Here is a 26165-nt window from a genome sequence, read left to right on the forward strand (position 1 = left end):
CCGGGCGCGCCACCGGGAAGCCTCTGGTTGGATCGCAGGCAGGACCGACGAGAGGTGGGAGCGGTGACCGGGCAGGACGAGATCGTCCACATCGGCGGCTACACGGCGGAGACGGGTGGGCGGGCCGAGGGCGTCGTGGCGGCCCGGCGGGACCGGGCGACCGGGGAACTGACCCCGCTGGGCGTCGTGGCGGTCGCCCCGTCGCCGTCGTTCCTGGTGCGGCATCCGGCGCTGCCGGTGCTGTACGGGTGCAACGAGCTGCCCGACGGGCTGGTGAGCGCGTTCCGGCTCGCCCCGGACGGCGATCTCACGCCGCTGGGCGTCCGCGAGACAGGTGGCGCGGAGCCGTGCCACCTGGCGGTCGCCCCGGACGGGCGGCACCTGTTCGTGGCGAACTACGGCGGCGGCAGCGTGGCGGTGTTCGGCCTGGACGCCGACGGCGCGCCGGGGGAGCGCACCGACCTGGTCCGGCACTCCGGCCACGGCGCCGACCCGCAGCGGCAGGAGCACGCGCACTGCCACATGGTCTCGCCCGACCCGGCCGGAGGTGGGCTGCTCGCGGTCGACCTGGGCACCGACTCCGTCTACCGGTACGACGTCAACGCGTCCAACGGCCGGCTGGCCGAGCGGGAGCCCCGGCTGCGGACGGCGCCCGGGACCGGTCCCCGGCACCTGGCCCGGCACCCGGACGGGCGGCGCTGCTGGCTCGTCGGTGAGCTGGACGCCACTGTCACCGCGTACGAGCTGACGCCGGACGGGCCGCGTCAGTCGACGCGTGTCGACGCCAGCGGCCGGACCGGCCACGTCCAGCCCTCCGAGGTGGCCGTCGGGCCGGGCGGGCGTTTCCTCTACGTGGGCAACCGCGGCGTGGGCACGATCGCTGTCTTCGCGCTGGACGGCGCCGCGCCGGAGCTGGTGGCCGAGGTCGACACCGGCGGTGAGTGGCCGCGGCACTTCGCGTTCGCCGGTGAGCACCTGTACGTGGCCGACGAGCGGGCCGACATGATCAGGATCTTCCGGGTCGATCCGGACGGCGGGGTGCCCGAGCCGGTGGGGGAGCCGGTGCCGGTGGCGAGCCCGACGTGCGTCCTACCGTGACCGGACGGTTACCAATTGGCGGTCCGAAGTGGATTGACATCACCATAGATGACTGACCAGTAACTTAGCGTATGAGTTAGCTGATCAACTGTTTCTGCTGCGTAACTTTCGTCCGAACGGTTGTGGTGGTAACCCCACGAGGTACGCAAGATGGTCACCGTGTCTGGCCGCCATCGCATGCGTTCTCACCTCCGCGGAGCAGGTGCCGCCGCCGTGGCGGCCGCCCTGGTCGCCGTCGTAGCCGGCTCCTGGTTCGGCTACCAGCAGCTGGCCGGCCCGAACTGTTCGGGCCGGATCGAGCTGTCGGTGGCGACCGCCCCGGAGATCGCCCCCGCGGTGCGCGCCGCCGCCGACCAGTGGGTCGCCGACGGTGCGGCGGTGGGCGGGACCTGCATCGCGGTGAACGTCTCCTCGTCCGAGTCGGTCGAGGTGGCCGCCGCGGTGGCGAGCAAGCACGGCGCCACGCTCGCCGGCGTCGGGCAGGCCAGCGGCACCGCTGTCACCCCCGACGTCTGGGTGCCGGACTCGTCGACCTGGCTGGTCCGGCTCAAGAGCGGCGGGGCCAGCGCGTTCGCGCCGACGAACGGCGCCTCGATCGCCCGCAGCCCGGTCGTGGTGGCGCTGCCCGAGCCGGTGGCCTCGCGCATCGGGTGGCCGGACAAGAAGCTCCGCTGGTCCGACCTGCTGACCCAGGTCACCGCCAGCAAGCCGCTGCGGGCCGGGATCGTCGAGCCGACCCAGGACGCGGCTGGCCTGTCCGGCCTGCTGTCGCTGACCGCCGCGGCCAGCTCCACCGGCGAGTCCGGCTCGCCGAAGGCGCAGGAGGCGATGGTCGGCGCACTGCGGGCGCTGGCGACCAACCGTTCCTCGCTGCGGCAGGACCTCCTCGCGCGGTTCCCGCGCTCGTCGGACCCGACGGCGATCGCCAACGGGCTGGGGGCGGCGGCGCTGTCCGAGGAGGACGTGATCGCCTACAACAGCACCAAGCCGCCGATCCGGCTCGCCGCGCTCTACCTGGAGCCGGCGCCGATCCCGCTGGACTACCCGTTCGCGGTGCTGCCCGGCATCGAGCCGGCCAAGGCGTCCGCCGCCAAGGTGCTCTTCGAGGTCCTGCGTACGCCGGGCTTCAAGGACCGGCTCGCCTCGCAGGCGCTGCGCGCGCCGGACGGCAACTGGGGGCGGGGTTTCCAGGCGCCGACCGGCGCGCCGAGCCCGGCCAACGGCGGCGCGAGCCAGGTGCCGCCGTCGGGTCAGGGCGGCGCGGCCGACCTCGACCCGGGTGCCATCTCGACCGCGACCACGACCTGGTCGGTGGCCACGCAGTCGGGCCGGATGCTCTGCGTCATCGACGTGTCCGGCTCGATGAAGAAGCCGGTCGCTACCGCCAACGGCGCGAGCCGGGAGCAGGTCACAGTCGCCGCCGCGAGCCAGGGCCTCGGGCTGTTCGACGACTCCTGGTCGATCGGCCTCTGGACGTTCTCCACCAACCTCCAGGGCTCGCAGGACTGGAGCGAGCTGGTCGGAATAAAGCCGTTGTCGAGCAATCGGGGGGCGCTCCAGCGCGGCCTGGCCTCGATCAAGCCCTCCAGCGGCGACACCGGCCTGTACGACACCATGCTCGCGGCGTACAAGAAGGTGCAGCAGGACTGGGAGCCGGGCAAGGTCAACTCGATCGTGTTGTTCACCGACGGCAAGAACGAGGACGACGACGGCATCTCGCAGAAGGCGCTGCTGGACCAGCTGAAGAAGCTGAAGGACGACGAGCAGCCGGTCCAGGTCGTCATCATCGGCATCGGCACCGAGGTGAACCGGGCCGAGCTGGAGTCGATCACCAAGGTCACCGGCGGTGGCGCCTTCGTCACCACCGACCCCAGCAAGATCGGCGAGATCTTCCTCCGGGCGATCGCGCTCCGGCCGCCCGCCCCCCGCTGACCTGAAGCTCAGCGCTAGTCTTCCGCCGTACCGGAAATCCGGTACGGCGGAAGGCTTCCCGGGTCAAGGCGCGGGATGAGAACTGACGGTAATGCGTCCGAATCAATCGGTAACCATAATTGTCCAGGCATGATGACCGGGTGCCTCGACCGCGGGCTCCACACCGGAGCCGGGCGGCGACGGGGCGGTCCTGAGCGAAGTGGGGAGGGCCGGTGACCTCGGCGACGCTGTTGACTCCTGCCACGTCGTCGCGACCCGGTGGTGAACGCCCCGGCAAGACGACACGAGCCGCGGAGCGGGCCTACATCCGGATCCTGGTGGTGCTGGACACCGCCGTGCTCGCGGTGGCCATCCTGGTCGGTTACCTGGCCCGGTTCGGCGACGAGGAGCCGACCGGTTCCGAGATCCCGTACGTGGTGGTCGCCCCGGCGCTCCTGCTGGTCTGGCTCGTCTCGCTCAAGGCGATGCGGTGCTACGACGACCAGGTGCTCGGCTACGGCGCCGACGAGTACCGCCGGGTCAGCGCGGCCAGCATGCGGCTCGCCGGCGGCATCGCCATCGCCGGGTACATCGCCGACGTCGGCGTCTCCCGGGGCTTCCTGGCCATCTCCTTCGCCGTCGGCACGATCGGCCTGGAGGTGGCGCGGTTCGCGGCCCGCAAGCGGCTGCACCGGGCCCGCGACCGGGGCGCCGGCTGGTCCCGCAAGGTGCTCGTGGTGGGCGACACCGCGCACGTGCTGGAGCTGGTGCACACGCTGCGCCGGGAGCCGTACGCCGGCTACCAGGTGGTCGGCGCGTGCATCCCGGACGCGCTGCTCGCCCCGGTGCCGCAGCGGCTGGGCGACGTGCCGGTGGTCGGCAGCTTCCGGGGCATCCCGGAGGCCGCCACCGCGATCGGCGCCGACACGGTGGCGGTCACCGCCTCGGGCGAGCTGACCGCGACCCGGTTGCGCCGCCTCGGCTGGCAGCTGGAGGGCACCGGCGTCGACCTGGTGGTGGCGCCGGCGCTCACCGACGTGGCCGGCCCCCGCATCCACACCCGTCCGGTCGCCGGCCTGCCGCTGATCCACGTCGAGGCGCCCGAGTTCCGCGGCGCCCGCAAGCTGGTCAAGGGCTTCGTCGACCGGTCCCTCTCGCTGATCGCCCTGCTCGTCCTGGCGCCGCTGCTGATCGTGATCGCGCTGGCCATCAAGATCGACAGCCGTGGCCCGGTGCTGTTCCGGCAGACCCGGGTCGGCCAGGGCGGCGAGGAGTTCGGCGTCTTCAAGTTCCGCACCATGGTGGTCAACGCCGACGCCCTGCTCGCCGAGCTGGCCGCGCGCAACGAGACCGACGGCCTGATGTTCAAGATGCGCGACGACCCGCGCGTCACCCGGGTCGGCCGGCTGCTGCGCAAGTGGTCGCTGGACGAGCTGCCCCAGCTCGCCAACGTGCTGCTCGGCCAGATGAGCCTGGTCGGTCCGCGCCCGCCGCTGCCGTCCGAGGTGGCCCGCTACGACGGCGACGTGGCACGCCGGCTGCTGGTCAAGCCCGGCATGACCGGCCTCTGGCAGGTCAGCGGCCGGTCGGACCTGAGCTGGGAGGACGGCATCCGGCTGGACCTCTACTACGTGGAGAACTGGTCGCTGGCCGCGGACCTGACCATCCTCTGGAAGACGTTCGGCGCGGTGCTCAACAGCCGCGGCGCGTACTGAGGGGGGCGGGTCAGGGCTGCGGCCCGAGCCAGTCCAGGCAGACCACCACCGCGTCGTCCACAAGGTCACCGGCGACGAAGGCCCGCAGGTCGCCGATCAGCGACCGGACCGCGTCCAGCGGCTCCATCGGGCCGGTCCGGCGCAGGAACCGGTCCAGCGCCACCTCGCCGTAGCGCACCTGCTCGGTGGTGGCGTCGATCACGCCGTCGCTGACCACGAAGAGCCGGTCCTCGCGCTCCAGCCGGAACCGCTGCGGGCGGTAGTCGGTGCCCTCGAACATGCCGAGCGGGAACTGCTTGTCCAGCTCCTGCTCGGTCACCTCACCGGCCCGCAGCCGCAGCAGCCGCGGTGAACCGGCGTCGACCACAGTCATCTCGCCGGTGGCCAGGTCCAGCTCGATCAGGAGCACGGAGACGTGCTGTTCGCCCCGGTGCTGGGCGTAGATCGCCTGGTCGGCCAGCGCCGCCTGGTCGGCCAGGTCGAGCCCGGCCCGGCGCGCGTTGCGCAGCGCGTACGTGGCCAGCGAGGCGAGCAGCGCCGCCGCAACCCCCTCGCCGTAGCCGTTCAGCACCGCCAGCCAGAGCCGGTGACCGTCGTCGGACCAGTCGAAGCTGTCCCCGCGCACCGCGTACGCCGGCTCCAACTGCCCGGCCAGGCTGAACGACGGCCGGATCCGGCTGCGCCCGGGCAGCAGCTCCCACTGCATCTCGGCGGCCAGCGTGAGCCGCCGGCTGCGCCGGGCGGTGCGGTAGATGTCGGTGGTCGCCGTGACCGCGCTCAGCTCGTGCCCGAGCACAGTGGCGATGGTGTCCAGCTCCCGGCGGGCGTGCGGGTCGGCGGGTACCGGCGAGACCTTCAGCACGCCCCGGCGTTCGCCGCGCATGCCCACCGGGAACCAGCCGACGCCGTCGGCGATCACCGGCTCCTGGTGATCGAAGGCGCGCCAGGCCGGGTGGCCGGGGCCGGTGACCGACGGGCCGTCATCCAGCGGCAGCAGCTCGGCGAGCCGGTAGTCGACCTGGTACAGCTCGGTGCGGGCGACGCCGTACGTGCGCGCCAGCTCGGCGGCGAGCCGGTCCACGATGAGATCCGTCGGCGCCTCGGTCAGGACCCGGCGCGCGCGGCCCTCCGCTCCGCTCATCTTTGCTCCTTTGCACAGGTCGCCGGGCAGATCCGGGGAGTAGTCTCGGGCCACCATGACCGAAGAGCGCAGTCCCCGGGAACCTGAAACGAGTATGTCCGCCGCACTGGACGAGGCGGCAGGCACCTTGCTCGCCGTCTGGGAGGCGGCCCGGGAGCGCACCACCAGCCGGCTGTCGAGTGCCCAGCTACGCGCGATCATGGTCGTCGAGCAGTATGACGGCATCAACCTCCGCCGGCTCGCCACCCTCACCGACATGTTGCTCTCCTCCGCCAGCCGGCTGTGCGACCGGCTCGTCGCGGCCGGGATGCTGGAACGCGAGCCGGGCCGCTACGACCGGCGGGAGATCTCGCTGCACCTCACGCCCGCCGCCCTCCGGCTCCTCGGCGAGCTGCGTGCCGACCGGCGGCACCGGCTGGAGCGGATCCTGGCCGGGATGAGCCCGGAGGGCCGGGCCGCGCTGGTACGCGGCATGCGCGAGTTCGACGAGGTGGGCCGGCGAGGCGAGGCCCCGGTGGCGGAGGGCTGGCCGATGCTGCAACCGTCCGGGGAACGGATCGGCGACCCCGCCCGGCCGTCCGGTGAGCCGCCGGTGGCCCGTACCGCCTGACTCAGCCTGAACGGCCGTCCGGCGCGGCTTCGCGGGCGGCCCGCAGCCGGGCCACCACCCGGGGATGCTCGGTGAGCGCCCGTTCCAGCGTGCCGAGCACCTCGTCCAGCAGCGCCCGGCCGCCCCGGGAGGTCAGCGCCTCCTCCTGCCACCCGACGAAGTCGCGCAGCAGCCGGTCGTCGTCCACCCGCACGGCCGCGATCAGCGCGTCCACCAGGTGCGCGATGCCGGCGGCGACCTCCTCGGCGCTCTCCTGCGGCGGGTCCACCGCGGCGAGCGCGAGCCCGACCAGCTCACGCCGCCGGTGCAGTACCGCCACGTACGCGTCGTCGGACGGGGGCGGCGGCGCACCGGTGTGCGCGGCCGACAACGGCCGTTCCAGCAGCGCCACCGCGTCCCGGGCGCTGGCGCCCCAGCCCGCCGCGCCGATCGCGGTGGCCCACCGGCCGTCCGGGCCGAAGCCGGGACCACCGGCGAGCACCGGCACACCGGCCGCGCGGCTGGCCTCCACCATCCGCGCCGCCCGGACCAGCCGGTTCGGCTGCACGCAGCTCAGCAGCACCGCGTCCGGGCCGGTCTGGTGCAGGTAGGAGACCAGATGCCGGGCCGGCACGCTGGCGCCGAGGAACGTCACCCGCCAGCCGGCGGCCCGGACCACCTCGGTGACGATGCGGGCGGCCAGCGCGTGCCACTCGCCCTCCACGCAGGCCATCACCACGTGCCCGCGTCGCGGTGGGCCGACCGTCGCGCCCAGCGCGTCCACCACCTGCTCGCTGACGTGAGTGGCGGCGTGCTCCTGGGCGACGCTCCACGAGCCGGTGAGCCAGCGCCGGCCGACCTCCCGCTGCGCCACCGCGACCAGGTCGACCAGGACGTCCGCGACCGAGAAGCCGTCCGCCAGCAGGCCGCGCGCCAGCGCCACAGCGCCGGACCGGTCGGCGGCGTCCAGGTGGTCGAGGTACGCGGCGAGCGTCTCCGGCCCGATCCGGCGTCCGGCCGCGGGGGTGGGGCGGTCAGGCGGCGGTGGTGTCACCCGGCCGCCACGGCGAGCATGGCGATGTCGTCGTGGGGTTGCCCGTCCAGCCACTCGTCGACGAGCTGGAGCACCCGGTCCACGAGCGCGGCGGGCGGAAGCCCGGTGCCGGTGGCGAGCGCCTGACGCAACCGGGCGTCGCCGAACATGGCCGGCTCGGTCGGGCCGCCCCGGGCCTCGGTCACCCCGTCGGTGTACGCCAGCAGCAGGTCACCCGGGGCCAGCCGGACCTCGGCGTCGGCGAACCGGGCGTCGGTGAGCGCGCCCACCGGCATGCCGCCCACCCGGATCGTCTCGACGCCGCCGCCGGCACGGACGACGAGCGGAGCGGGGTGCCCGCCACCCGCCACCCGGATCAGCAGCCCGCCGTCCGGCTCACGGCGCAGCGCGCCGAGCAGTAGCGTGGTGAACTGGGCCCGGCGGGCCGCGTCGGGAGCGTCCAGCAGCGCCCGGTTGAGCAGCTCCAGCAGTTCCCGGGGACGCTGCTCGACCAGGCGCAGGGTCTGCAGCGACTGGCGGACCCGGCCGGTCAGCACGGCCGCACCGACGCCCTTGCCGCAGACGTCGCCGAGCGCGAACAGGCCGCCGTCGCCGGTGGGGAACAGGTCGTAGAAGTCGCCGCCGATGCGCAGGCTGTCCCCGGCGGCGCGGTAACCGCCGGCGAGCGTCATCCCGGGCAGGCGGGGCAGCGCCGGCGGGAGCAGGCTGTTCTGGAGCACCCGGGCCAGGTGCGCCTGCTCGCCGTACAGCTCGGCTGCGGCCAGCGCGGCGCCGGCCCGGCCGGCGAACTCCCGGGCCAGGCCGATCTCCCGTTTGTCGAAACCGGGCCGCTCCCGGCGGCGGGCCAGCACCAGCGCGCCGGCCGGGCCGCCCGCGCTGGGCATCGGGCTGATCAACACGGTGCCCGGGCGGCCGAACCCGGCGGGCAGCACCTCGGCCAGGTCGGCCAGCTCGGCGTCCAGCCAGGGACTCGGTTCGGTGAGGTCGCCTTCGAGCGCCTCGACCAGGCCGGGGACGGACTCCACCGTGTGCCAGCCGGCCTGGCCGGTGACCGGGCCGGGATCGCCGGTGGCGTACCGGATCCAGTGCGGCTGGTCCTCGGCGGGCGGAGGCGGGAGGTGCACCACGACTGCCGCGTCGGCCAGGTAGGGCACCGGCAGCGTCACGGCGGTACGCAGCGTCTGCTCGCGGTGCAGGGACAGCCCGAGCCGGCTGCCCGCCTCGGCGAGGAACGCGGTGCGCGACCGTTCGGCCAGCAGCGCGTCGGTGCGCGCGTGTTCCTCGGTGACGTCCCGCACGTACCAGGCGCTGCGGTCGTCGGCCAGGGGACGCCGCAGGCCGCGCAGCCGCCGGCCGTGGTGTTCGGTCTCGAACGCGTCCGATCCGGCGGCGGCCGCGCCGGCCAGCGCCGGTACCCGGCACGCGGCCAGGTCGACGCCGGGCGCCACCTCGGGGAGCAGGTCGGCGGCCATCGCGTTGACGAGCGTCACCACGCCTGCGTGGTCGACCGTCACGACGGCCTCGGCGAGCCCGTCCAGCAGCTCCCGGGCCAGACGGTCGTCAGCCGGTAGCGCGGCCTCGGCAACCCGCCGGGGCCGTCTCCGCGAGGCGTGTCCACCGCCGCTGACCGGCCCCGCGACACCGCCCCGGCGCGCGGCGGTCACCTCCGGTGGCCGGGCGCTTCGGTCGGTCGACCCCTGCGCATGCTGTCGGTGCACCCCTCGCTCGGCGGACTTGTTGCCCGGCGGCAAGCGTACCGAGCGCAGGCACGGAATGCCCGTCGAGGATCATCCCGGGTCAGGTGGTCCGGGCCAGCCAGCCCACCGGCCGGTCGACGATCCGGCGGACCACCGACCCGGCGCCGCCGACCGCCGCGGACTGTGCGCCGAGCACGGCCGGCCGCACAGTGACCGGCGCCCACCCGGCGGTGAGCACCCGGCGGGAGACCTCCGCCTCCACAGTCGGCCGCAGCCAGGGCGCGAGCCGGGCGTATCCGCCACCGAGCACCACGGTGTCCAGATCCAGCAGGTTCACCACGCCCGCCACCGCGACCCCGAGGGCGGTGCCGGCATCGGTCAGGGCGGTCAGCGTGGCCGGGTCACCGGCCTCGGCGAGGTCGGCGAGCCGGGTGGCGGCGGTGTCAGCAGGCAGTTCCGCGCCGGGCAGCCCGGCGGCGGCGAGGATCGCCTCCTGGCCCGCGTACCGCTCCAGGCAGCCCTGGCCGCCGCAGCGGCACGGCCGCCCCTGCGGCTGCACCGGGAAGTGACCGATCTCTCCGCTCCAGCCGCGCGCGCCCCGGTAGAGCGCGCCGTCGAGCACGATCCCGGCGCCGATGCCGATCTCGCCGGTGACGTGCAGGAAGCTGCGCGGGCCGGCCGGGCCGGCGTACAGCTCGCCGAGGGCGGCCAGGTTGGCCTCGTTGTCGACCACCAGCGGCGGCACCCCGTCGACCGGCTCGGCCAGCGGGTGCCCGGCCAGCAGCGCCGGCACGTCCACGTCCCGCCAGCCGAGGTTCGGTGCGAGCCGGACCAGGCCGCCGTCGCCCACCAGGCCGGGCACGGCGAGCGCCGCGCCGGCCAGGGTCAGCCCGTCGCGTACGGCGGCAGCACGCGCCTCGGCTGCGAGCGCGGCGAGCCGGGCGAGCGCGTCGGCGGGGGAGACCGGGCGCAGGTCGGCGCGGCGGACCAGGTGGTGCCGGACCGTGCCGGTCAGGTCGACCACGCAGGCCGCCAGGTAGTCGACGTTGACCTCCAGGCCGAGCCCGGCCGGGCCGTCGGAGGCGAGCACCAGGCCCCGGGCCGGGCGGCCCGCCCCGGTACGCGGCTCCGGCTCCGCCTCGGCGACCAGCCGGCCGGCGATCAGGTCGTCCACCACGGCGGAGACGGTTGCCCGGGTCAGGCCGGTGTCGGCGGCGATCCCGGCGCGCGAGGGCGGCCGGTCGGCGGCGGCGATCCGCCGCAGCACCACCGCGAGGTTCAACTCGCGCAGGCTGCCCTGCCGGACCGCCCCGGCGGTGCTGGCGCTTGTCACCTCTTGACACTGCCACATCGCCGCCATTTAATTCAACCGCTGAACAAATCGCGGACGACACCACCACCTGGAGGTCTGCCATGGCACCCCGCCCCACCCCCGCGGACAAGTTCTCCTTCGGTCTCTGGACGGTGGGCTGGCCGGCCCGTGACCCGTTCGGCGACGCCACCCGGCCCGAGATGGACGCCGTCGAGGCGGTGCACCGGCTCGCCGAGCTGGGCGCGTACGGCATCACCTTCCACGACGACGACCTGGTCCCGTTCGGCGCGGACGCCGCCACCCGCGACGCCCGGCTGAGCCGCTTCCGCAAGGCGCTCGACGAGACCGGCCTGGTCGTGCCGATGGTCACCACCAACCTGTTCACCCACCCGGTGTTCAAGGACGGCGGCTTCACCAGCAACGACCGCGACGTGCGCCGCTACGCGCTGCGTAAGGTGCTGCGCAACATCGACCTGGCCGCCGAGCTGGGCGCGAAGACGTTCGTCATGTGGGGCGGCCGGGAGGGCGCCGAGTACGACGTCGCCAAGGACGTCCAGGCCGCGCTGGACCGCTACCGCGAAGCCGTCGACCTGCTCTGCGAGTACGTCGTCGACAACGGCTACGACCTGCGCTTCGCCTTGGAGCCCAAGCCGAACGAGCCCCGCGGCGACATCCTGCTCCCCACCGTCGGCCACGCGCTCGGCTTCATCTCCACGCTGGCCCGCCCCGAGATGGTCGGGCTCAACCCGGAGGTCGGGCACGAGCAGATGGCCGGGCTGAACTTCGCCCACGGCATCGCCCAGGCGCTCTGGCAGGGCAAGCTGTTCCACATCGACCTCAACGGCCAGCGCGGCATCAAGTACGACCAGGACCTGGTCTTCGGCCACGGCGACCTGCTCAACGCGTTCGCCCTGGTCGACCTGCTGGAGCACGGCGGCCCGAACGGCGGCCCGGCCTACGACGGCCCGCGCCACTTCGACTACAAGCCGTCCCGCACCGAGGACATGACCGGCGTATGGGCCTCCGCCGAGGCGAACATGCGCACGTACCTGCTGCTCAAGGAGCGGGCCGCGGCGTTCCGCGCCGACCCGGAGGTGGTCGAGGCGCTCGCCGCCGCCCGGGTGGCCGAGCTGGCCACCCCGACGCTCAACCCCGGTGAGGGCTACCGCGAGCTGCTGGCCGACCGGACCGCGTTCGAGGAGTTCGACCCGGAGGCCGCCGGGGCGAAGGGCTTCGGCTTCGTCCGGCTCAACCAGCTCGCCGTCGAGCACGTGCTCGGCGCGCGCTGAGGCGGCCCGCCATGCCGCTCGTCGCGGGGGTCGACTCGTCGACCCAGTCCTGCAAGGTGGTCGTCCGGGACGCGGAGACCGGCGCGCTGGTCCGGCAGGGCCGCGCGCCGCACCCGCCCGGCACCGAGGTCGACCCGTACGCCTGGTGGGAGGCCCTGCGGGCGGCGGTCGCCGAGGCCGGTGGCCTGGGCGACGTGGCCGCCGTCTCGGTCGGCGGCCAGCAGCACGGCATGGTCTGCCTGGACACCTCCGGTGAGGTGGTCCGCCCGGCGCTGCTGTGGAACGACACCCGCTCCGCCGACGCGGCCCGGGAACTGGTCGAGGAGGCCGGCGGCGGGGAGACCGGCCGCCGGTTCTGGGCCGAGGCGACCGGCGCGGTGCCGGTGGCCAGCTTCACCGCGACGAAGCTGCGCTGGCTGGCCCGGCACGAGCCGGACAACGCCGACCGGGTCGCCGCCGTCTGCCTGCCGCACGACTGGCTCACCTGGCGGCTCGCAGGCGCGCCCGGGCTGGACGCGCTGCGTACCGACCGGGGCGACGCCAGCGGCACCGGCTACTGGTCGCCGCGCACCGGCGAGTACCGGCTGGACCTGCTGGAGCGGGCCTTCGGCCGGCGCCCGAAGGTGCCGGTCGTGCTCGGCCCCGCCGAGGCGGCCGGGCATCTCGACCCGGCGGTGCTCGGCGGTGGTTCGGCGTCCGGCGCGGCCGGTCCGTCCGGAGGCCCGGTGCTCCTCGGGCCGGGGACCGGGGACAACGCCGCCGCGGCGCTCGGCGCCGGGGCCGGTCCGGGCGACGTGGTCGTCTCGATCGGCACCTCCGGCACCGTCTTCGCGGTGGCGGACACGCCGGCCGCCGACTCCACCGGCGCGGTGGCCGGGTTCGCCGACGCCACCGGCCGGTACCTGCCGCTCGTGTGCACGCTCAACGCCGCCCGGGTGCTGGACGCCGCCGCGACGCTGCTCGGCGTCGACCTCGACCGGCTCGGCGAGCTGGCCCTGTCCGCCCCGCCCGGCGCGGACGGGCTGGTGCTGGTGCCGTACCTGGAAGGGGAGCGGACGCCGGACCGGCCGCACGCCACCGGCGAGCTGAAGGGCCTGACGCTGCACACCTCGACCCCGGCGCACCTGGCCCGGGCCGCGGTGGAGGGCATGCTCTGCGGGCTGGCCGACGGCCTGGACGCGCTCATCGCACAGGGTGCCCGCGCCGACCGGATCATCCTGGTCGGCGGCGGCGCCCGGTCCGCGGCGGTGCGCCGGATCGCGCCGCAGGTCTTCGGCCGCCCGGTGGTGGTGCCGCCGCCGGGCGAGTACGTGGCCGACGGCGCGGCCCGGCAGGCCGCCTGGGTGGCGCTCGGCGGCGACACCCCGCCCGCCTGGTCGATCGGCGACACCGAGGAGTACACCGGCGAGGCGGTCCCCGCCATCCGCGAGCGCTACGCCCACGCCCGGGGGTAAGGAAGGGCCCCTTCTTAACGCCTGCGGTAGAGGAGGGGCCCCTTCTTAACACGCGCGCCGGCCGGGGGCGGTGTCCCGGATCCGGCCTGCACCTGATTGGCTGCCCTGCATGAAGGGCACGAGGATCTCCCGGCGCGGGAACACGGCACACCGGTTCTACAGCGTCGTGGTCTTCGTGGTGCTCGCCTCGCTGGACAACGTGGCGATCGGCCTGGTGCCCCCGCTGTACGGGCCGATCTCCACCGCCCTCGACGTACCCCAGCGGATGCTCGGCCTGGTCACCGCCGTCAGCTTCCTGGTCAGCGCGGTGGCGGCGGTGGGCTGGGCGTACGTGGGGGACCGCACCAACCGCAAGCCGCTGCTCATGGTCGGCACGCTGCTCTGGGCGGCCGGCACCGGGGGCAGCGCGCTCGCCGGGGGGTACGCGACGTTCCTGGTCGCGCAGTTCGTCGGCGCGGTCGGGCTCGGCGCGGTGGGCTCGGTCGGCTTCTCGGTGGTCACCGACCTGATCTCACCGCGCCGCCGGGGCCTGGTGATGAGCTTCTGGGGGCTGTCCCAGGGCGTCGGCACGCTGGCCGGGACGCTGCTCGGCGGCGTGCTCGGCGCGATCGACTGGCGGCGGCCGTTCCTGCTGCTGACCGGCGTGGGCCTGGCCGCCACAGTGGCGTACCTGTTCACCTACGACATCCGGCGCGGGCAGAGCGAACCGGAGCTGGCCGGGGCGATCGACGCCGGGAACGAGTACGACTACCGGATCAGCCGTGCCGACCTGCCCCGGATCCTGGCCCGCCGGACCAACCGCTGGCTGATCATGCAGGGGCTGACCGCCCAGGCCGCGTTCGGCTCGCTGGTATGGCTGCCGGTGCTGTTCAGCCAGCGGGCCGAGGCGCAGGGCTACTCACCCGCCACGGCCGTGGTGGTGGGCAGCGTCTTCGCCACCCTGTTCCAGCTCGGCGGCGTGCTGTCCATCGTGGGCGGTCTGGTGGGTGACGCGCTGCAACGGCGTACGCCCAGCGGCCGGGCCATGGTCGCGGCCGTCGGCATCCTCGCGGCGCTGCCGTTCTACCTGGTCCTGTTCTTCGTGCCGATCCGCATCGACGTGCCCGACGGCGCCGGTTCCGGCGCGGTGGTGACAGCCGTGCTGTCCAGCGTGCTGACCGAGCCGTCGGTGGGGCTGAGCCTGCTCACCGCCGTGGTGGCGCTGGCGCTGACGTCGGCGAACTCGCCGAACTGGTTCGCCCTGATCGCCGACGTCAACCCGCCCGAGCACCGGGGCACCGTCTACAGCCTGGGCAACCTGGTCAACGGCGTGGGCCGGGCGGCGGGCAACGGGCTGGTCGGCGTGGCGTTCGCAGGGCTGCGGGCGGCCTTCCCGCCGCCGCTGAACTACGCGGTCGGGCTGGCCGCGTTCCAGCTCTTCTTCATCCCGACCGGGATCATGTACTGGCTGGCCGCGCGTACGTCGCCGCGGGACATCGCGCAGGTGCACGACCTGCTGCACGCCCGCGCCGACCGCCTGGAGGAAGGAAGGGCCCCTTCTTAACGGTGCGTGTTAAGAAGGGGCCCCTGCTCTACCGGAGGCGTTAAGAAGGGGCCCTTCCTTACACCCGGAACCAGACCGTGACGTCGGTCGGCACCGCGGCGGTGTCCAGCGGCGCGCTCGACACCAGCACCTGCGCGCCGGCCGGCAACGGCGCCGGGTCGGCACCGAAGTTGGTCAGCACGGTGAGGTCGCCGTTGGTGAACGTGAGCACCTCGTCGCCGGAGGTCAGGAACCGCAGCGGGCCCCGGGCCAGCGCGTGCTCGCGGCGCAGCCGCAGCGCGGTCCGGTACAGCTCGTACGTCGAGCCGGGCACGCCGCGCTGCCGGTCCAGCGCGTACTCGGCCCACACCGGCGGCTGGGGAAGCCAGCTCGCGTCGGTCGGCCCGAAGCCGTACGACGGGGCGTCGGCCTCCCACGGGATCGGCACCCGGCAGCCGTCCCGGCCGCGCTCGGTGTGCCCGCTGCGCTTCCAGGTCGGGTCCTGGCGGGCCTCGTCGGGCAGCGTGGTGTGCTCCGGCAGCCCCAGTTCCTCACCCTGGTAGAGGTAGGCGGAGCCGGGCAGCGCGAGCATCAGCAGGCTGGCCGCCCGGGCCCGGCGCAGGCCCAGCGCGGCGTCCGGCTGCGGGTCGTCCACGCCGACGCCGTTGGCCCGGCCGCCGGCGGTGCCGAGCCCGAGCCGGGAGGCGTGCCGCACCACGTCGTGGTTGGACAGCACCCAGGTGGTGGGCGCACCGACGGAGTCGGTGGCCTCCAGCGAGCGGGTGATCACCGCGTACTGGGCCGGCGCGGTCCACGCGGCCAGCAGGTACTCGAAGTTGAAGGCCTGGTGCATCTCGTCCGGGCGCACGTACCGGGCCAGGCGCTCGGCCGGCTCCACCCACGCCTCGGCGACCAGGATCCGCTCACCGGGGTACGAGTCGAGCACCCGCCGCCACTCCCGGTAGATCTCGTGCACGCCGTCCTGGTCCCACATCGGCGGGCGCGGCTTGTCCACCTCGCTGCCGGAGAGGATCTCCTGCGGCTCCTGCCAGTCGGCCAGGTCGGCCTGCTTGATCAGGCCGTGCGCCACGTCCACCCGGAAGCCGTCCACGCCCCGGTCCAGCCAGAAGCGCAGCACGTCGAGGAACTCCTCGCGCACCTCCGGGTTGTCCCAGTTGAGGTCGGGCTGGCCGGAGTCGAACAGGTGCAGGTACCACTGCCCGTCCGGCAGCCGGGTCCAGGCGGGGCCGCCGAACACGCTCACCCAGTCGTTCGGTGCCTCGGCGCCGTCCGGGCCCCTGCCGTCGCGGATGACGTAGCGCTGCCGTTCCGGGCTGCCCGGCGCGGCGGCGACTGCCGCTTCGAACCAGCGGTGCGCGGAGGAGGTGTGGTTGGGCACCAGGTCGACGATCACCCGCAGCCCGCGGGCCTTCGCCTCGGCGATCAGCTTGTCGGCGTCGGCGAGCGTGCCGAACAGCGGGTCGACGTCGCGGTAGTCGGACACGTCGTACCCGGCGTCGGCCTGCGGGGACGGGTAGAACGGGGACAGCCAGAGCGCGTCGACTCCCAGCTCGGCGAGGTGGTCGAGCCGGGACGTGATGCCCGGCAGGTCGCCGATCCCGTCGCCGTCGGAGTCGGCGAACGAGCGCGGGTAGACCTGGTAGATGACCGCCTCGGTCCACCAGCCGGTGCCCGGGGCCTGCTGCGTCGCGTCGGTGTTCAGCGCCTTACTCCTGTCTGGGTGGTGCGGGACGAGCGAGTTCTTCAGTGTGCCCGGGGCGGCGCTGTCGATTCGCGCACCACCAGGCGAGTGGGCAGGATCACCGGGGGCGGTGTCCCGTCGTCGGTGTCGGGGCCGCGCGGCGCGGGCACCAGGCCCGGGTACGGCTCGGCGGCCCGTACGCCGAGCGGGTCGAGCAGGATGCGGGCGGCGAGCAGCCCCTGCTCGGCGGCCGGCTGGGCGATCGTCGAGAGCCCGAGCACGCCGGCCAGGTCGTGGTCGTCGATGCCCATCACGCTCACGTCCTCCGGCACCCGCAGCCCGGCGTCGCGCAGCGCGGTGATCGCGCCCATCGCCATCTCGTCGCAGGCGGCGAAGATGGCCGTCGGCGGCTCGCCCCGGGCCAGCAGCTCGGTGGTGGCCCGGGTGCCCCCGTCGATGGTGAAGCGCGACTCGACGTCGAGGCTCGGGTCGGGCCGCAGCCCGGCGGCCCGCAACGCCTCCTGGTAGCCGCGTCGCCGGTCCAGGTGGGTGGTGAAGGCCAGTTCGTCGTCCGGGTCGCCGGAGATGTGCGCGATCCGGGTGTGGCCGAGGTCGAGCAGGTGGCGGGTGGCGGTCCGGGCAGCGGCCACGTCGTCGATCCGGACGCAGGGCCACCCGGGCACCTCGCTGCCGGAGCTGATCGTCACGCCCGGCAGGTCCAGCTTCGTCAGCGCGTGCACGTCGGCCGCGCGCAGCGGGGTCGCGACCAGGATGATCGCGTCCACCCGCTTGTGCAGGCTCGCCGTGCGCAGCACCCGCTGCCGGGTCTGCTCCCGGCCGCCGAGGTTGTAGAGCAGCAGGTCGTAGCCGCTGTCCTGGAGGAATTCCTCGACCGCCTCCACCACGGTGCCGAAGAACCATCTGGTGATCCGGGGCACCACGACCGCCACGGTGCCGGTCCGGCCGCCGGCCAGGCGGCTCGCGCTGGGCGACACCGCGTACTGGAGCTGTTCGGCGGCGGCGAGCACCCGGCGGCGGGTCGCGGCCGAGACCGTCGGCAGGCCCCGCAGCGCCCGGGAGACGGTGGCCGTGGAGACCCCGGCCAGACGGGCGACGTCGTCAATCCTGGTCATCGTGAGCTCCCCGCTGTGACCCGGACCCCGCCGCCGGCCGTGCCGGCGGCGGGGCGCCGGATCAACCCTTGACGCTGCCGGCGAGCAGACCTCGCACGAAGAAGCGCTGGAGGGACAGGAACACGATCAGCGGTACGACGATCGACACGAACGCGCCGGCCGTCAGCCGCTGCCACTCGTTGCCGCGGGTGCCGGCCAGCTCTGCCAGCCGGACTGTCATCGGGGCGGTCTCGTCGCCGCCGCCGGCGAAGATCAGCGCGACCAGCAGGTCGTTCCAGACCCAGAGGAACTGGAAGATGCCGAACGCCGCCAGCGCGGGCGTGATCAGCGGCAGCACGATGGTGCGGAAGATCTTCGGGTGGGTGGCCCCGTCGACCCGGGCCGCCTCCATCAGGTCGCCGGGGAGCTGCGAGATGAAGTTGTGCAGCAGGAACACGGCGAACGGAAGCGCGAAGCAGGTGTGCGCGAACCACACCTGGGCGAACTTCTGCTCGTCGACCAGGTCCCACGCGGGGAGGATCTGCACCCCGGCGATGGTGACGCCGGTGGAGAAGAACCGCAGCAGCGGCACAAGGGCCATCTGCAACGGCACGATCTGCAGCGCGAAGATCCCGATGTAGACCCAGTCCCGCCCCTTGAAGTTCATCCACGCCAGCGCGTACGCGGCGAGCGACGCGAAGGCCAGCGGGAAGAGCACCGAGGGGATGGTGATCGCCAGCGAGTTGATGAAGTAGCTGGCCAGCTGCCCGGACGAGCCGCGGCTGAACAGCACCTCCTGGTAGTTCTCCAGCGTGATCTGCGGGTTGCTGAAGAACGTCCACCACCCGGTGGTCTTGATCTCGTTCTCCGGCCGGATCGAGGAGATGAACAGGCCGAAGGTCGGGATCGTCCAGAGCACCGCGATCACGATCGACACGAGCGTGGCGGTACGGCTGTTCAGGCGCTTGCGCACCCGGGCGCCCCGGGTGGTCGGCTCGGTGGCCTGGGCGCCGACTCCGACGGTGGGCGTGGCGGTGGTCATCTCAGCCCTCCCGCTGCTTGCGCAGGTTGCGGATCTGGTAGATCACGATCGGGATCACCAGGACGAACAGGAACACCGCCAGCGCCGAGCCCTGACCGTTCTCCTGGTAGCGGAACGCCTGGTTGTACATCTCGGTCGCGATCACGTTCGTGTCGTAGTTGCCGTTCGTGGCGGTCCGGACGATGTCGAAGACCTTGAGCGTCGCGATGGACAGCGTCACCACCACGACGATCAGCGCCGGCCGGATGCTCGGCATGGTGATCCGCCAGAACATCTGCCACGGGGTGGTGCCGTCCAGCCGGGCCGCCTCGACGATGTCGGCCGGGATGGCCTTGATCGCGGCGGAGAGCACCACCATCGCGAAACCGGCCTGGATCCACACCATGATCACGATGAGCAGGAACGTGTTCAGCGGCGAGTCCAGCAGCCACTGCTTCGGCTCGCCGCCCAGGCTCACCACGATCTGGTTGAGCAGGCCGATCTGGTCGCCCTCGCCCCGGTAGGCGTAGACGAACTTCCAGATGATGGAGGCGCCGACGAACGAGATCGCCATCGGCAGGAAGATCAGGGACTTGGCCACGGCCTCGAACCGGGCCTTGTCCACCAGGACCGCGTAGATCAGGCCGAACCCGGTGGCCACCAGCGGCACCAGGAGCACCCAGATCAGCGTGTTGATCAGGACCCGGACGATCGAGTCCTCGGCGAACATCCAGCGGTAGTTGTCCAGGCCCACCCAGTTGTTGCTGCCGGAGTCCATGAAGGAGAGCAGCGTGGTGCGGATGGCGGGGACCACCAGCCCGACGGCGAGCAGCAGCAGCGTCGGCAACAGGAAGAAGAACGCGAACGTGCCCTCGCGCTGCTTGCGCCGGCGGGGCAGCGGCGCGCCGCTCGCGGAGGCCGCGACCAGCTGCGCCTCCCGGCGCCGGGCGAAGAACGACGGCACCACGTCGAGAAGCAGGAGCAGCCCGCCCACCACCGCGACGAAGGCGATCAGCCCGTACATGAGCATGAGGAACTTCGGCTGCTCCGCCGCGAAGTCGAACTCCATCGACCCTCCCTCAAGGGTTCGGCTAGCAGAGGTGGCCCGGTCCGCGTCCGCGGACCGGGCCACCTGCTAGATCACTTCCAGCTGCCCTCGATGTCGTTCAGGACGGCGGTGGTGTCCTTGCCGTTGATCCAGGCCACCATGCCCTTCCAGAAGGTGCCGGCGCCGACCGCGGCCGGCATCAGGTCCGAGCCGTCGAAGCGGAAGACCGTCTTCTCGTCCTGGAGGATGCCCACGGAGAGCTTGTCCACCGGGTTCGGGACGTTGTTCAGGTCCAGCTTCTTGTTCGCGGAGACCCAGTCACCGATCTTGGCGCGGCTGTTGGCGTACTCGCCGGAGGCCAGGTAGGTCTGCACCGCCTGGACCTCGGGACGGTCGGCGAAGGCCGCGACGAACTCGCCGCCGCCCAGCACCGGCTTGCCCTTCGACGGGTCGATGGCCGGGAAGTAGAACGCGAAGACGTCGCCGTCCTCGGCCACCTTGGTGCCCTCGGGCCACTGGTTGGCGTAGAAGGACGCCTGGCGGTGCAGCGCGCACTTGCCGGCGGTGATGGGCGTGCCGCCCTCCTGGAAGGAGGTGGTGGCGATGCTCTTCACGCCGCCGAAGCCGCCGTTGACGTACTTCTCGTTCTTCAGGATGCTGCCGGCCCGGTTGAGGGCGTCAGCCACCTGCGGGTCGTTGAACGGGATCTCGTGGGTGGTCCACTTGTCGTAGACGTCCGGGCCGCCGGTACGCAGCAGCACGTCCTCGATCCAGTCGGTGGCCGGCCAGCCGGTGGCGTCACCGGACTCGATGCCGGCGCACCACGGCTTGGTGCCGCTGGCCGCGATCTGGTCGGAGAGCTTGATCATGTCGTCCCACGTGGTGGGGACCGTCCAGCCCTTCTCCTTGAAGGTCTTCGGCGAGTACCACACGAAGGACTTCACGTTCGAGCCGAGCGGGGCGCCGTAGAGCTGGCCGTTGACGGTGCTGTACTTCAGCCAGTCGGCGGAGTAGTTCTGCTCGGCCATCGCCTTGGTGTCGGCGCCGACCGGCTTGAGCTTGCCCGAGTCGACGAACCGCTTCAGCAGACCCGGCTGCGGGATGAAGGCGAGGTCGGGGGCGTTGCCGCCGTCCACCCGCACCGGCAGCTGCGCCTCGAACTCGCCGGAGCCCTCGTGGTCGATCTCGATGCCGGTGCAGTCCTCGAACTCCTTCCAGGACTGCTGGAGGCGCTCGTCCTCGATGTCACGGATCGAGGAGTAGATGGTCACCTTCTTGCCGTCGTGACCGTCGTACTTCTCATATGCGCCGCACTCGGCCGAGCCCGCGTTGCTGCTCTTCTTGTCGTTGCCGGTGCCGCAGGCGGCGACGCCGAGCGCCAGCCCCAGGACGCCGGCGACCGCGAGCGCCTGGCGCGATCTGGCAAACGCCATGCCGATCTCCTTCCTTGCCGGCGCGTGGGGGGATCGAACCCGCGCCGGTCCGATGGTCGTCCTCACATGTAAGCGCTTGCATCGTGCCGGGTCCACCCCTGGCCGGACACGGCCCGGTAACAATCCCGAAACCCTGACCACCGGTGATGGGTGCGCTCCCACGAATCTTCCCGGGAACGGAACTTTCTGTCAGGATGTCCGCATCACATTGAAGACTTTCAACATTGGAGGCAGTGGATGCGTAAGCGATGGCTCGCCCTCGGGGCGAGCGCCGCGGTCCTGGCGGCGACCCTCGTACCGGCCGCGCCGGCGATGGCCGCCCCGACGTTCAAGGTCCCGTTCCCGTGCAACCAGTCCTGGTCCGGTCAGACCCGGACCAACCACAGCCCGGCCAACGCGATCGACTTCAACCGCACCGACGACCTGGGCGACCCGGTGGTCGCCAGCGCACCCGGCACTGTCGACGTGGTGACCAACCTCGGCGACACCAGCTACGGCAAGTACGTCCGGATCAACCACGGCGGCGGTCACACCACCTACTACGCCCACCTGAACGCCTTCAACGTCTCCGTCGGGCAGACCGTCGGCTACGGCCGGGTGATCGGGTACGTCGGCACGACCGGCGGCTCCACCGGCCCGCACCTGCACTACGAGCAGCGTCTCAACGGCAGCTCTGTGAAGATCAAGTTCAACGGCGTCCAGGCGCTCTACTGGGGCACCAAGACCTACACCAGTGACAACGGCTGCGGCGGGACGAACACCGGCGAGGGCACCGTCAACACGGCCGGCTCCCCGCTGACGGTCCGCTCCGGCCCCGGCACCGGCTACAGCTCGGTCGGCACGGTGGCCGACGGGGCGAAGGTGACCATCCAGTGCCAGACCAGCGGCACCAGCGTCACCGGCACGTACGGCACCAGCTCGATCTGGGACCGGATCGGCTCCGGCCGGTTCATCTCCGACGCGTACGTCTACACCGGGTACGACGGCTACATCCCGGGCGTACCCCGCTGCTGAACCCGGCGGGCGCGGGGGCGAGCGGCTCCCGCGCCCGTACCGGTCAGGAGTTCAGCCGCCATACCGCGAAGTTCAGCGCGGACGCGAACGTCACCCAGGCCCAGTACGGCAGCATCAGCAGCGTGGCCGGCCGGGAGACGCGCCGGAACAGGGCCACCGTCACCCCGATCGCCAGCCACATCAGCACGATCTCGGCGAACGCCAGCCCGTACGCCCCGGCGCCGAAGAACAGCGGGGTCCAGATCGCGTTCAGCACGAGCTGCACGACCCAGGCCCAGAGCGCGGGGCCGAAACCGACCCGCCGCCAGACCAGCCAGCCGGCGATCGCGATGAGCACGTAGAGCACGGTCCAGACCGGGCCGAACAGCCACGACGGCGGCGCCCAGGCGGGCTGCTCCAGGCCCTGGTACTCGGCGGAGGTGCCCTGGACACCCAGCCCGCCGATCGCGGCGGCGGCGAAGGTGGCGGCGCCGAAGCCGAGCAACGCCAACCACTGGCGGGCTCCGGCGGTGCGCCGGGTGACACTCTGCGACATCTCCATGGCCGAGATGTTTCCGCTCGACCGGCCCGGCAAACGCCCGGGCGCCGCCGGACCCGGACGCGGAAAAGCCGGAGTCACCCGGCCCGGACGTTCCGGTCCGGCAGGACGGAACACCCGGGCCCGGCGACCCCGGCGGGTACGAGAACCGCTGTTACGTGTTGAAGATGCTGACGCCACCCGGGCCGACCAGCAGGCCGACGACGATGAGGACGATGCCCCAGAGGATCTGCCGGCGGAACAGGGCGAGAATTCCGGCGACCACCAGTACGACTGCGAGAATCCAGAGAATCAGCTCCATGTCGGCTGGATACCCGTGCGCCCGATACCGGAAACCTCCCGCTCAGTCGAGCTGATCACCGCCCAGGTGGAAGACGCTGTACGCCTGTTTGATCACCGGGTGGGCCACGTTGCGGACCCGGACCCCGCCCGGTGTGGTGCCGCGCTCGGTGCCGTGGTGGGCGTGCCCGTGCAGCGCCAGCGCGGTAGGTGCGGAGTCGATCGCCTGACCGAGCTGGTAGCAGCCGAGGAACGGGTAGATCTCCAGCGGCTCGCCGGCGAGCGTGTCCGGTACGGGGGAGTAGTGGGTGAGCGCGACGAGCGCGTCGCAGTCCAGCGAGAGCAGCGCGTCGGTCAGCGCGTCGGCGCTCTCCCTGGTGGTCCGCACGAACGCCTTCATCTCCGGCTCGCCGAAGTCGCTGGCGCACCGCCCGGCGAACCCGCCGCCGAACCCCTTCACGCCTGCGACCCCGAGCCGTCCGCCGGGGGTGTCCACCACGACGCCGGTGCCCTCCAGCACCGTGATCCCGGCGTCCTCCAGCACCTTCACCACCTGCGGCACCTCGTCGCACTGGTGGTCGTGGTTGCCGAGCACGGTGATCACCGGTACGCCGAGGTCGCCGAACTCCCGGGCCACGCACCGCGCCTCGGCCTCGGTGCCGTGCCGGGTCAGGTCACCGGCGAGCAGGAGCACGTCGGCGCAGCCGGGCAACTCCTCCAGCGCCGGGCGGAACCGGCCCACCACGTCCTCGTCCAGATGCACGTCGCCCACGGCGGCGATCCGGATCACCATCGAACCTCCCTCACGGCAACTCCTCGACCTGGGTGGGCGCCTGCGTGCGGATCACCCCGATGTCGCTCGTCACGTGGGTGTCCGGGAAGCGCTCGGCCACCCGCCGCAGGATCTCCTCCCGCCGGTGCGGGCTCTCCACCTCGCCGTAGAGCACCAGCCCGTTCTCCCGCCGCACCACCGTGATGCCCTGCTCGGCCACGGTCGGGTCCTCGGCCAGCATGCTCTGGATCTCCGCCTCGACGTACTCGTCGGGGGGAACGTCGCCGGACAGTCCGGTCACAGGGTCTCCCTTCCTCCGGGCGCGCCGCCGGGCAGCACGTCCAGCCGGTCGAGCAGCACCAGGAACGCCTCCGCGTACGGCGAGTGCTGCGTCTCCTTCCGTACCCGTTCCCAGTCGATCTGTTCCCGCAGCGAGCGGGCCAGCGGCAGGGCGCGGGCGAAGTCGCAGTAGTGCTGGGAGAAGCTGAGCAGCTTGTGCACCATGAGCTGGCTGGCCGAGAGCACCGGCATGTGGATCGCGTCGACCGGGCGCACGATCGTGTCGGCGAACGTCTCCTCGGTCACCGGCGTCTCCACCGGCCGGTGGATCAGGTCCACCATCCGGTCCTCGTCGTAGACCTTGACCAGCCAGTCCTCCGGCGGGCGCTCGGCGGTGAAGCCGGCCTCGACCAGCGCCTCCAGCGCCCGGTCGACGTCCACCTCGCGGAGCAGGAAGTCCACGTCGTGGTCGCTGGAGTGACCGCCGTGCGCGTACACCGCGAAGCTGCCACCGAGCGCGAACGGGATCTCGGACTGTTTGAGCACGGCGGCGACCTTCTTCAGCGTGTGCACCAGGGTCTCGTCCCCGCGCTCGGCCATCTGCGGCTCCCTCGTCGTCATGTGGGCGGTGGGACCACGATGCGTACCCGGCGGACGCTCCGGTCACACCTGTTGCGGCGCGATCGGCCCGCCAGGGCAGGAAAGCGACATACGGGCCGGTGTGAGCATCGGTCGGATAACCTCGGGAGGGTGGCCAGCTCACTGCGGACGCGGCGGGGCAGGGCCCGACTGCGCACCGTCGCCCTGATCGGCACCGACGGCTCAGGTAAGACCACCCAGGCCCACCGGCTCGCCCAGGCGCTCACCGCGGCCGGCCGTCCCGCCACGTACCACCGCAACGCCGGTGGCCGCCGCTGGCTCGGCCGTATCGCCCAGCGGGTCGGCCGTCCGGACGCGCAGCGGCTCGTCGGGCGCGACGGCCTGCTCGTGGTCGAGTCGGTGCTGCGATGGTTGGCCATCGCGCTCGCGCTGCTCAGCTGTCTGGTGACCGGGCGTACCGCGGTGATGGACAGGTGGTCCGCCTGCCAGTACGCCAGCATCCGGGCACACGGCGGGCAGCGGTGGGAGCGGCTGGCCCGGGCCGGGTACCGGATCTTCCCGGCGCCCCGGGTGACGTTCCTGCTCACCGTCGACCCCGCCGAGGCGTACCGGCGGATCGAGCGGCGCGGCACCGACCACGAGACCATGGAGTGGCTGACCGCCGCGGCCGCCGCGTACCGGGACCTGCCGGAGTACGGCAGCTTCGTGGTGGTGGACGGCAACGGCCCGCCGGAGGAGGTGGCCCGCCGGATCCGGGCGCACCTGAGCGAGTGGCTGCCCGACGACCCGTCAGCCGGTCCCGGCCCGGCTCCGGCCGGCCCGCGCCGCCCGGTCGGTGGCGCCGGGCGGGACGGGCCGGTGCCGGTTCAGGCCCGCCCGTAGACCGGGATGCTCGCGCCGCTGGTGGGCGCGGACTCGGGGGAGGCCAGGAAGCGGATCACCTCGGCGATCTCGGCCGGCGGCACCCAGCGCCCGTGGTCGGCGTCGGGCTGGGCGGCGCGGTTGGCCGGGGTGTCGATGACGCTCGGCAGCACGGTGTTGCACCGCACGCCGCGCTGCCGGTACTCGACCGCGACCGTCTCGGCGAACGCCCGCACCGCGGCCTTCGCGGTGGCGTAGCCGGAGGCGCCGGGGAACGGCGTGACCGCCGCCCGGGCCGAGACGCAGACCACCGCGCCGTCGCCGGACGCCATGAGGTGCGGCAACGCCGCGTGGGTGACCAGGTACGTCGGGCGCAGGTTGAGCCGCAGCATCCGCTCGAAGTCCTCGACCGGGGTCTCGTGGACCAGGGCGCCGGCGGCGTACCCGCCGACGAGGTTGACCACCGCGCGCAGCGGCGCGGCCGGTTCGGCGGTCGCGGCCTCGACCGCCCGCGCGGCCCCCTCGGGCGTCAGCAGGTCGGCCACGACCCGGACCGGGCCGTCGTCCGTCCCGGGCTCCCGCTGGGGTACGACCACCCGCCAGCCCGCGTCGAGGAAGGCGGCGGTGACCGCGCCGCCGAGCCCGCCCGTGCCTCCGGTCACCAGCACCGTGCGTTCCGTCATGGACACACACGCTAGCCAACGGCCGCGCCGACCGACCGGTG

General features: G+C 73.1%; 23 protein-coding genes and 1 pseudogene. 9 read left to right on the forward strand and 15 right to left on the reverse strand.

Translation table 11 applies throughout. The features are described from left to right. Positions 1-63 precede the first annotated feature (63 nt). From ABD52_RS01960 to ABD52_RS01970, 3 genes are all read left to right on the forward strand, one after another. Complete coding sequence (locus ABD52_RS01960; protein ID WP_200905150.1) at positions 64-1098, forward strand: lactonase family protein; 1035 nt, start codon at positions 64-66, stop codon at positions 1096-1098. 177 nt (positions 1099-1275) lie between these two features. After that, on the forward strand, positions 1276-3030 hold the full coding sequence (locus ABD52_RS01965; protein ID WP_047890562.1) for a substrate-binding domain-containing protein: 1755 nt from the start codon (positions 1276-1278) through the stop codon (positions 3028-3030). A gap of 212 nt (positions 3031-3242) precedes the next feature. Further along, on the forward strand, positions 3243-4724 hold the full coding sequence (locus tag ABD52_RS01970) for a sugar transferase (protein WP_047890563.1): 1482 nt from the start codon (positions 3243-3245) through the stop codon (positions 4722-4724). Between the two features lie 10 nt (positions 4725-4734). On the opposite strand, the gene ABD52_RS01975 is transcribed toward ABD52_RS01970, so the two are convergent. After that, complete coding sequence (locus ABD52_RS01975) at positions 4735-5865, reverse strand: PP2C family protein-serine/threonine phosphatase (RefSeq protein WP_013288175.1); 1131 nt, start codon at positions 5863-5865, stop codon at positions 4735-4737. Positions 5866-5959: 94 nt separating this feature from the next. Here ABD52_RS01975 and ABD52_RS01980 point away from each other — a divergent pair, with 94 nt between their 5' ends. Beyond that, entirely contained in the window at positions 5960-6475 is a 516-nt protein-coding gene (locus tag ABD52_RS01980; protein WP_047890564.1) for a MarR family winged helix-turn-helix transcriptional regulator, read from the forward strand. A 1-nt stretch (position 6476) separates the two neighbouring features. On the opposite strand, the gene ABD52_RS01985 is transcribed toward ABD52_RS01980, so the two are convergent. From ABD52_RS01985 to ABD52_RS01995, 3 genes are all read right to left on the reverse strand, one after another. Next, positions 6477-7508 (reverse strand): B12-binding domain-containing protein, encoded by a 1032-nt coding sequence (locus ABD52_RS01985; RefSeq protein ID WP_047890565.1) that lies wholly within the window; start codon positions 7506-7508, stop codon positions 6477-6479. Continuing rightward, positions 7505-9172 carry a PP2C family protein-serine/threonine phosphatase gene (locus tag ABD52_RS01990; protein WP_235437305.1) on the reverse strand — a complete coding sequence of 556 codons (1668 nt, stop codon included), beginning with the start codon at positions 9170-9172 and terminating at the stop codon, positions 7505-7507. The genes ABD52_RS01985 and ABD52_RS01990 overlap by 4 nt, the downstream gene beginning before the upstream one ends. A gap of 133 nt (positions 9173-9305) precedes the next feature. Then, on the reverse strand, positions 9306-10565 hold the full coding sequence (locus tag ABD52_RS01995; RefSeq protein ID WP_047890566.1) for an ROK family protein: 1260 nt from the start codon (positions 10563-10565) through the stop codon (positions 9306-9308). Between the two features lie 53 nt (positions 10566-10618). On the opposite strand from ABD52_RS01995, the gene xylA reads away from it, so the two are divergent. The 3 genes from xylA (at position 10619) to ABD52_RS02010 (ending at position 14803) form a co-directional block, all read left to right on the forward strand. Then, positions 10619-11806, forward strand: coding sequence for a xylose isomerase (gene xylA / locus ABD52_RS02000; RefSeq protein ID WP_047890567.1), 1188 nt, complete (start codon positions 10619-10621; stop codon positions 11804-11806). A gap of 11 nt (positions 11807-11817) precedes the next feature. Further along, complete coding sequence (gene xylB, locus ABD52_RS02005; RefSeq protein WP_047890568.1) at positions 11818-13260, forward strand: xylulokinase; 1443 nt, start codon at positions 11818-11820, stop codon at positions 13258-13260. A 109-nt stretch (positions 13261-13369) separates the two neighbouring features. After that, positions 13370-14803 (forward strand): MFS transporter, encoded by a 1434-nt coding sequence (locus tag ABD52_RS02010; RefSeq protein WP_047890569.1) that lies wholly within the window; start codon positions 13370-13372, stop codon positions 14801-14803. Positions 14804-14861: 58 nt separating this feature from the next. Here the strand turns inward: ABD52_RS02010 and ABD52_RS02015 are convergent, their stop codons facing one another. The 5 genes from ABD52_RS02015 to ABD52_RS02035 form a co-directional block, all read right to left on the reverse strand. Further along, the gene (locus tag ABD52_RS02015) at positions 14862-16505 is read right to left on the reverse strand and encodes an alpha-amylase family glycosyl hydrolase (RefSeq protein ID WP_013475415.1); all 1644 of its coding nucleotides are present in this window, start codon (positions 16503-16505) and stop codon (positions 14862-14864) included. 41 nt (positions 16506-16546) lie between these two features. Further along, positions 16547-17617: a LacI family DNA-binding transcriptional regulator gene (locus ABD52_RS02020; RefSeq protein WP_013288166.1), complete on the reverse strand. Its 1071-nt coding sequence runs from the start codon at positions 17615-17617 to the stop codon at positions 16547-16549. 61 nt (positions 17618-17678) lie between these two features. Further along, positions 17679-18638: a carbohydrate ABC transporter permease gene (locus ABD52_RS02025; RefSeq protein ID WP_030271330.1), complete on the reverse strand. Its 960-nt coding sequence runs from the start codon at positions 18636-18638 to the stop codon at positions 17679-17681. Between the two features lies 1 nt (position 18639). Beyond that, positions 18640-19686, reverse strand: coding sequence for a carbohydrate ABC transporter permease (locus ABD52_RS02030; protein ID WP_013288164.1), 1047 nt, complete (start codon positions 19684-19686; stop codon positions 18640-18642). Positions 19687-19757: 71 nt separating this feature from the next. Further along, positions 19758-21098, reverse strand: a complete 1341-nt coding sequence (locus ABD52_RS02035) for an ABC transporter substrate-binding protein (RefSeq protein ID WP_013288163.1) — start codon at positions 21096-21098, stop codon at positions 19758-19760. Positions 21099-21335: 237 nt separating this feature from the next. Here ABD52_RS02035 and ABD52_RS02040 point away from each other — a divergent pair, with 237 nt between their 5' ends. Continuing rightward, entirely contained in the window at positions 21336-22112 is a 777-nt protein-coding gene (locus tag ABD52_RS02040; protein WP_013288162.1) for a M23 family metallopeptidase, read from the forward strand. Between the two features lie 43 nt (positions 22113-22155). On the opposite strand, the gene ABD52_RS02045 is transcribed toward ABD52_RS02040, so the two are convergent. From ABD52_RS02045 to ABD52_RS02060, 5 genes and pseudogenes are all read right to left on the reverse strand, one after another. Continuing rightward, the gene (locus tag ABD52_RS02045; protein WP_047890570.1) at positions 22156-22653 is read right to left on the reverse strand and encodes a TspO/MBR family protein; all 498 of its coding nucleotides are present in this window, start codon (positions 22651-22653) and stop codon (positions 22156-22158) included. A 151-nt stretch (positions 22654-22804) separates the two neighbouring features. Continuing rightward, positions 22805-22951 carry a GPGG-motif small membrane protein gene (locus ABD52_RS40040; protein ID WP_013288160.1) on the reverse strand — a complete coding sequence of 49 codons (147 nt, stop codon included), beginning with the start codon at positions 22949-22951 and terminating at the stop codon, positions 22805-22807. After that, positions 22942-23722: pseudogene (locus ABD52_RS02050) on the reverse strand (metallophosphoesterase). The gene ABD52_RS40040 and the pseudogene ABD52_RS02050 overlap by 10 nt, the downstream one beginning before the upstream one ends. A gap of 10 nt (positions 23723-23732) precedes the next feature. Next, the gene (locus ABD52_RS02055) at positions 23733-23942 is read right to left on the reverse strand and encodes a hypothetical protein (RefSeq protein WP_225319459.1); all 210 of its coding nucleotides are present in this window, start codon (positions 23940-23942) and stop codon (positions 23733-23735) included. Between the two features lie 56 nt (positions 23943-23998). After that, positions 23999-24580: a nucleotidyltransferase gene (locus tag ABD52_RS02060; RefSeq protein WP_013288157.1), complete on the reverse strand. Its 582-nt coding sequence runs from the start codon at positions 24578-24580 to the stop codon at positions 23999-24001. Between the two features lie 150 nt (positions 24581-24730). On the opposite strand from ABD52_RS02060, the gene ABD52_RS02065 reads away from it, so the two are divergent. Next, complete coding sequence (locus tag ABD52_RS02065; RefSeq protein ID WP_047890571.1) at positions 24731-25462, forward strand: dTMP kinase; 732 nt, start codon at positions 24731-24733, stop codon at positions 25460-25462. Here ABD52_RS02065 and ABD52_RS02070 read toward each other — a convergent pair. Continuing rightward, positions 25447-26124 (reverse strand): SDR family NAD(P)-dependent oxidoreductase, encoded by a 678-nt coding sequence (locus tag ABD52_RS02070; RefSeq protein ID WP_013288155.1) that lies wholly within the window; start codon positions 26122-26124, stop codon positions 25447-25449. The genes ABD52_RS02065 and ABD52_RS02070 overlap by 16 nt on opposite strands. Between the last annotated feature and the right edge of the window lie 41 nt (positions 26125-26165).

Origin of the sequence: Micromonospora sp. RV43, assembly GCF_001029515.1 — a bacterium.
GTDB classification, from domain to species: Bacteria; Actinomycetota; Actinomycetes; order Mycobacteriales; family Micromonosporaceae; genus Micromonospora; species Micromonospora aurantiaca.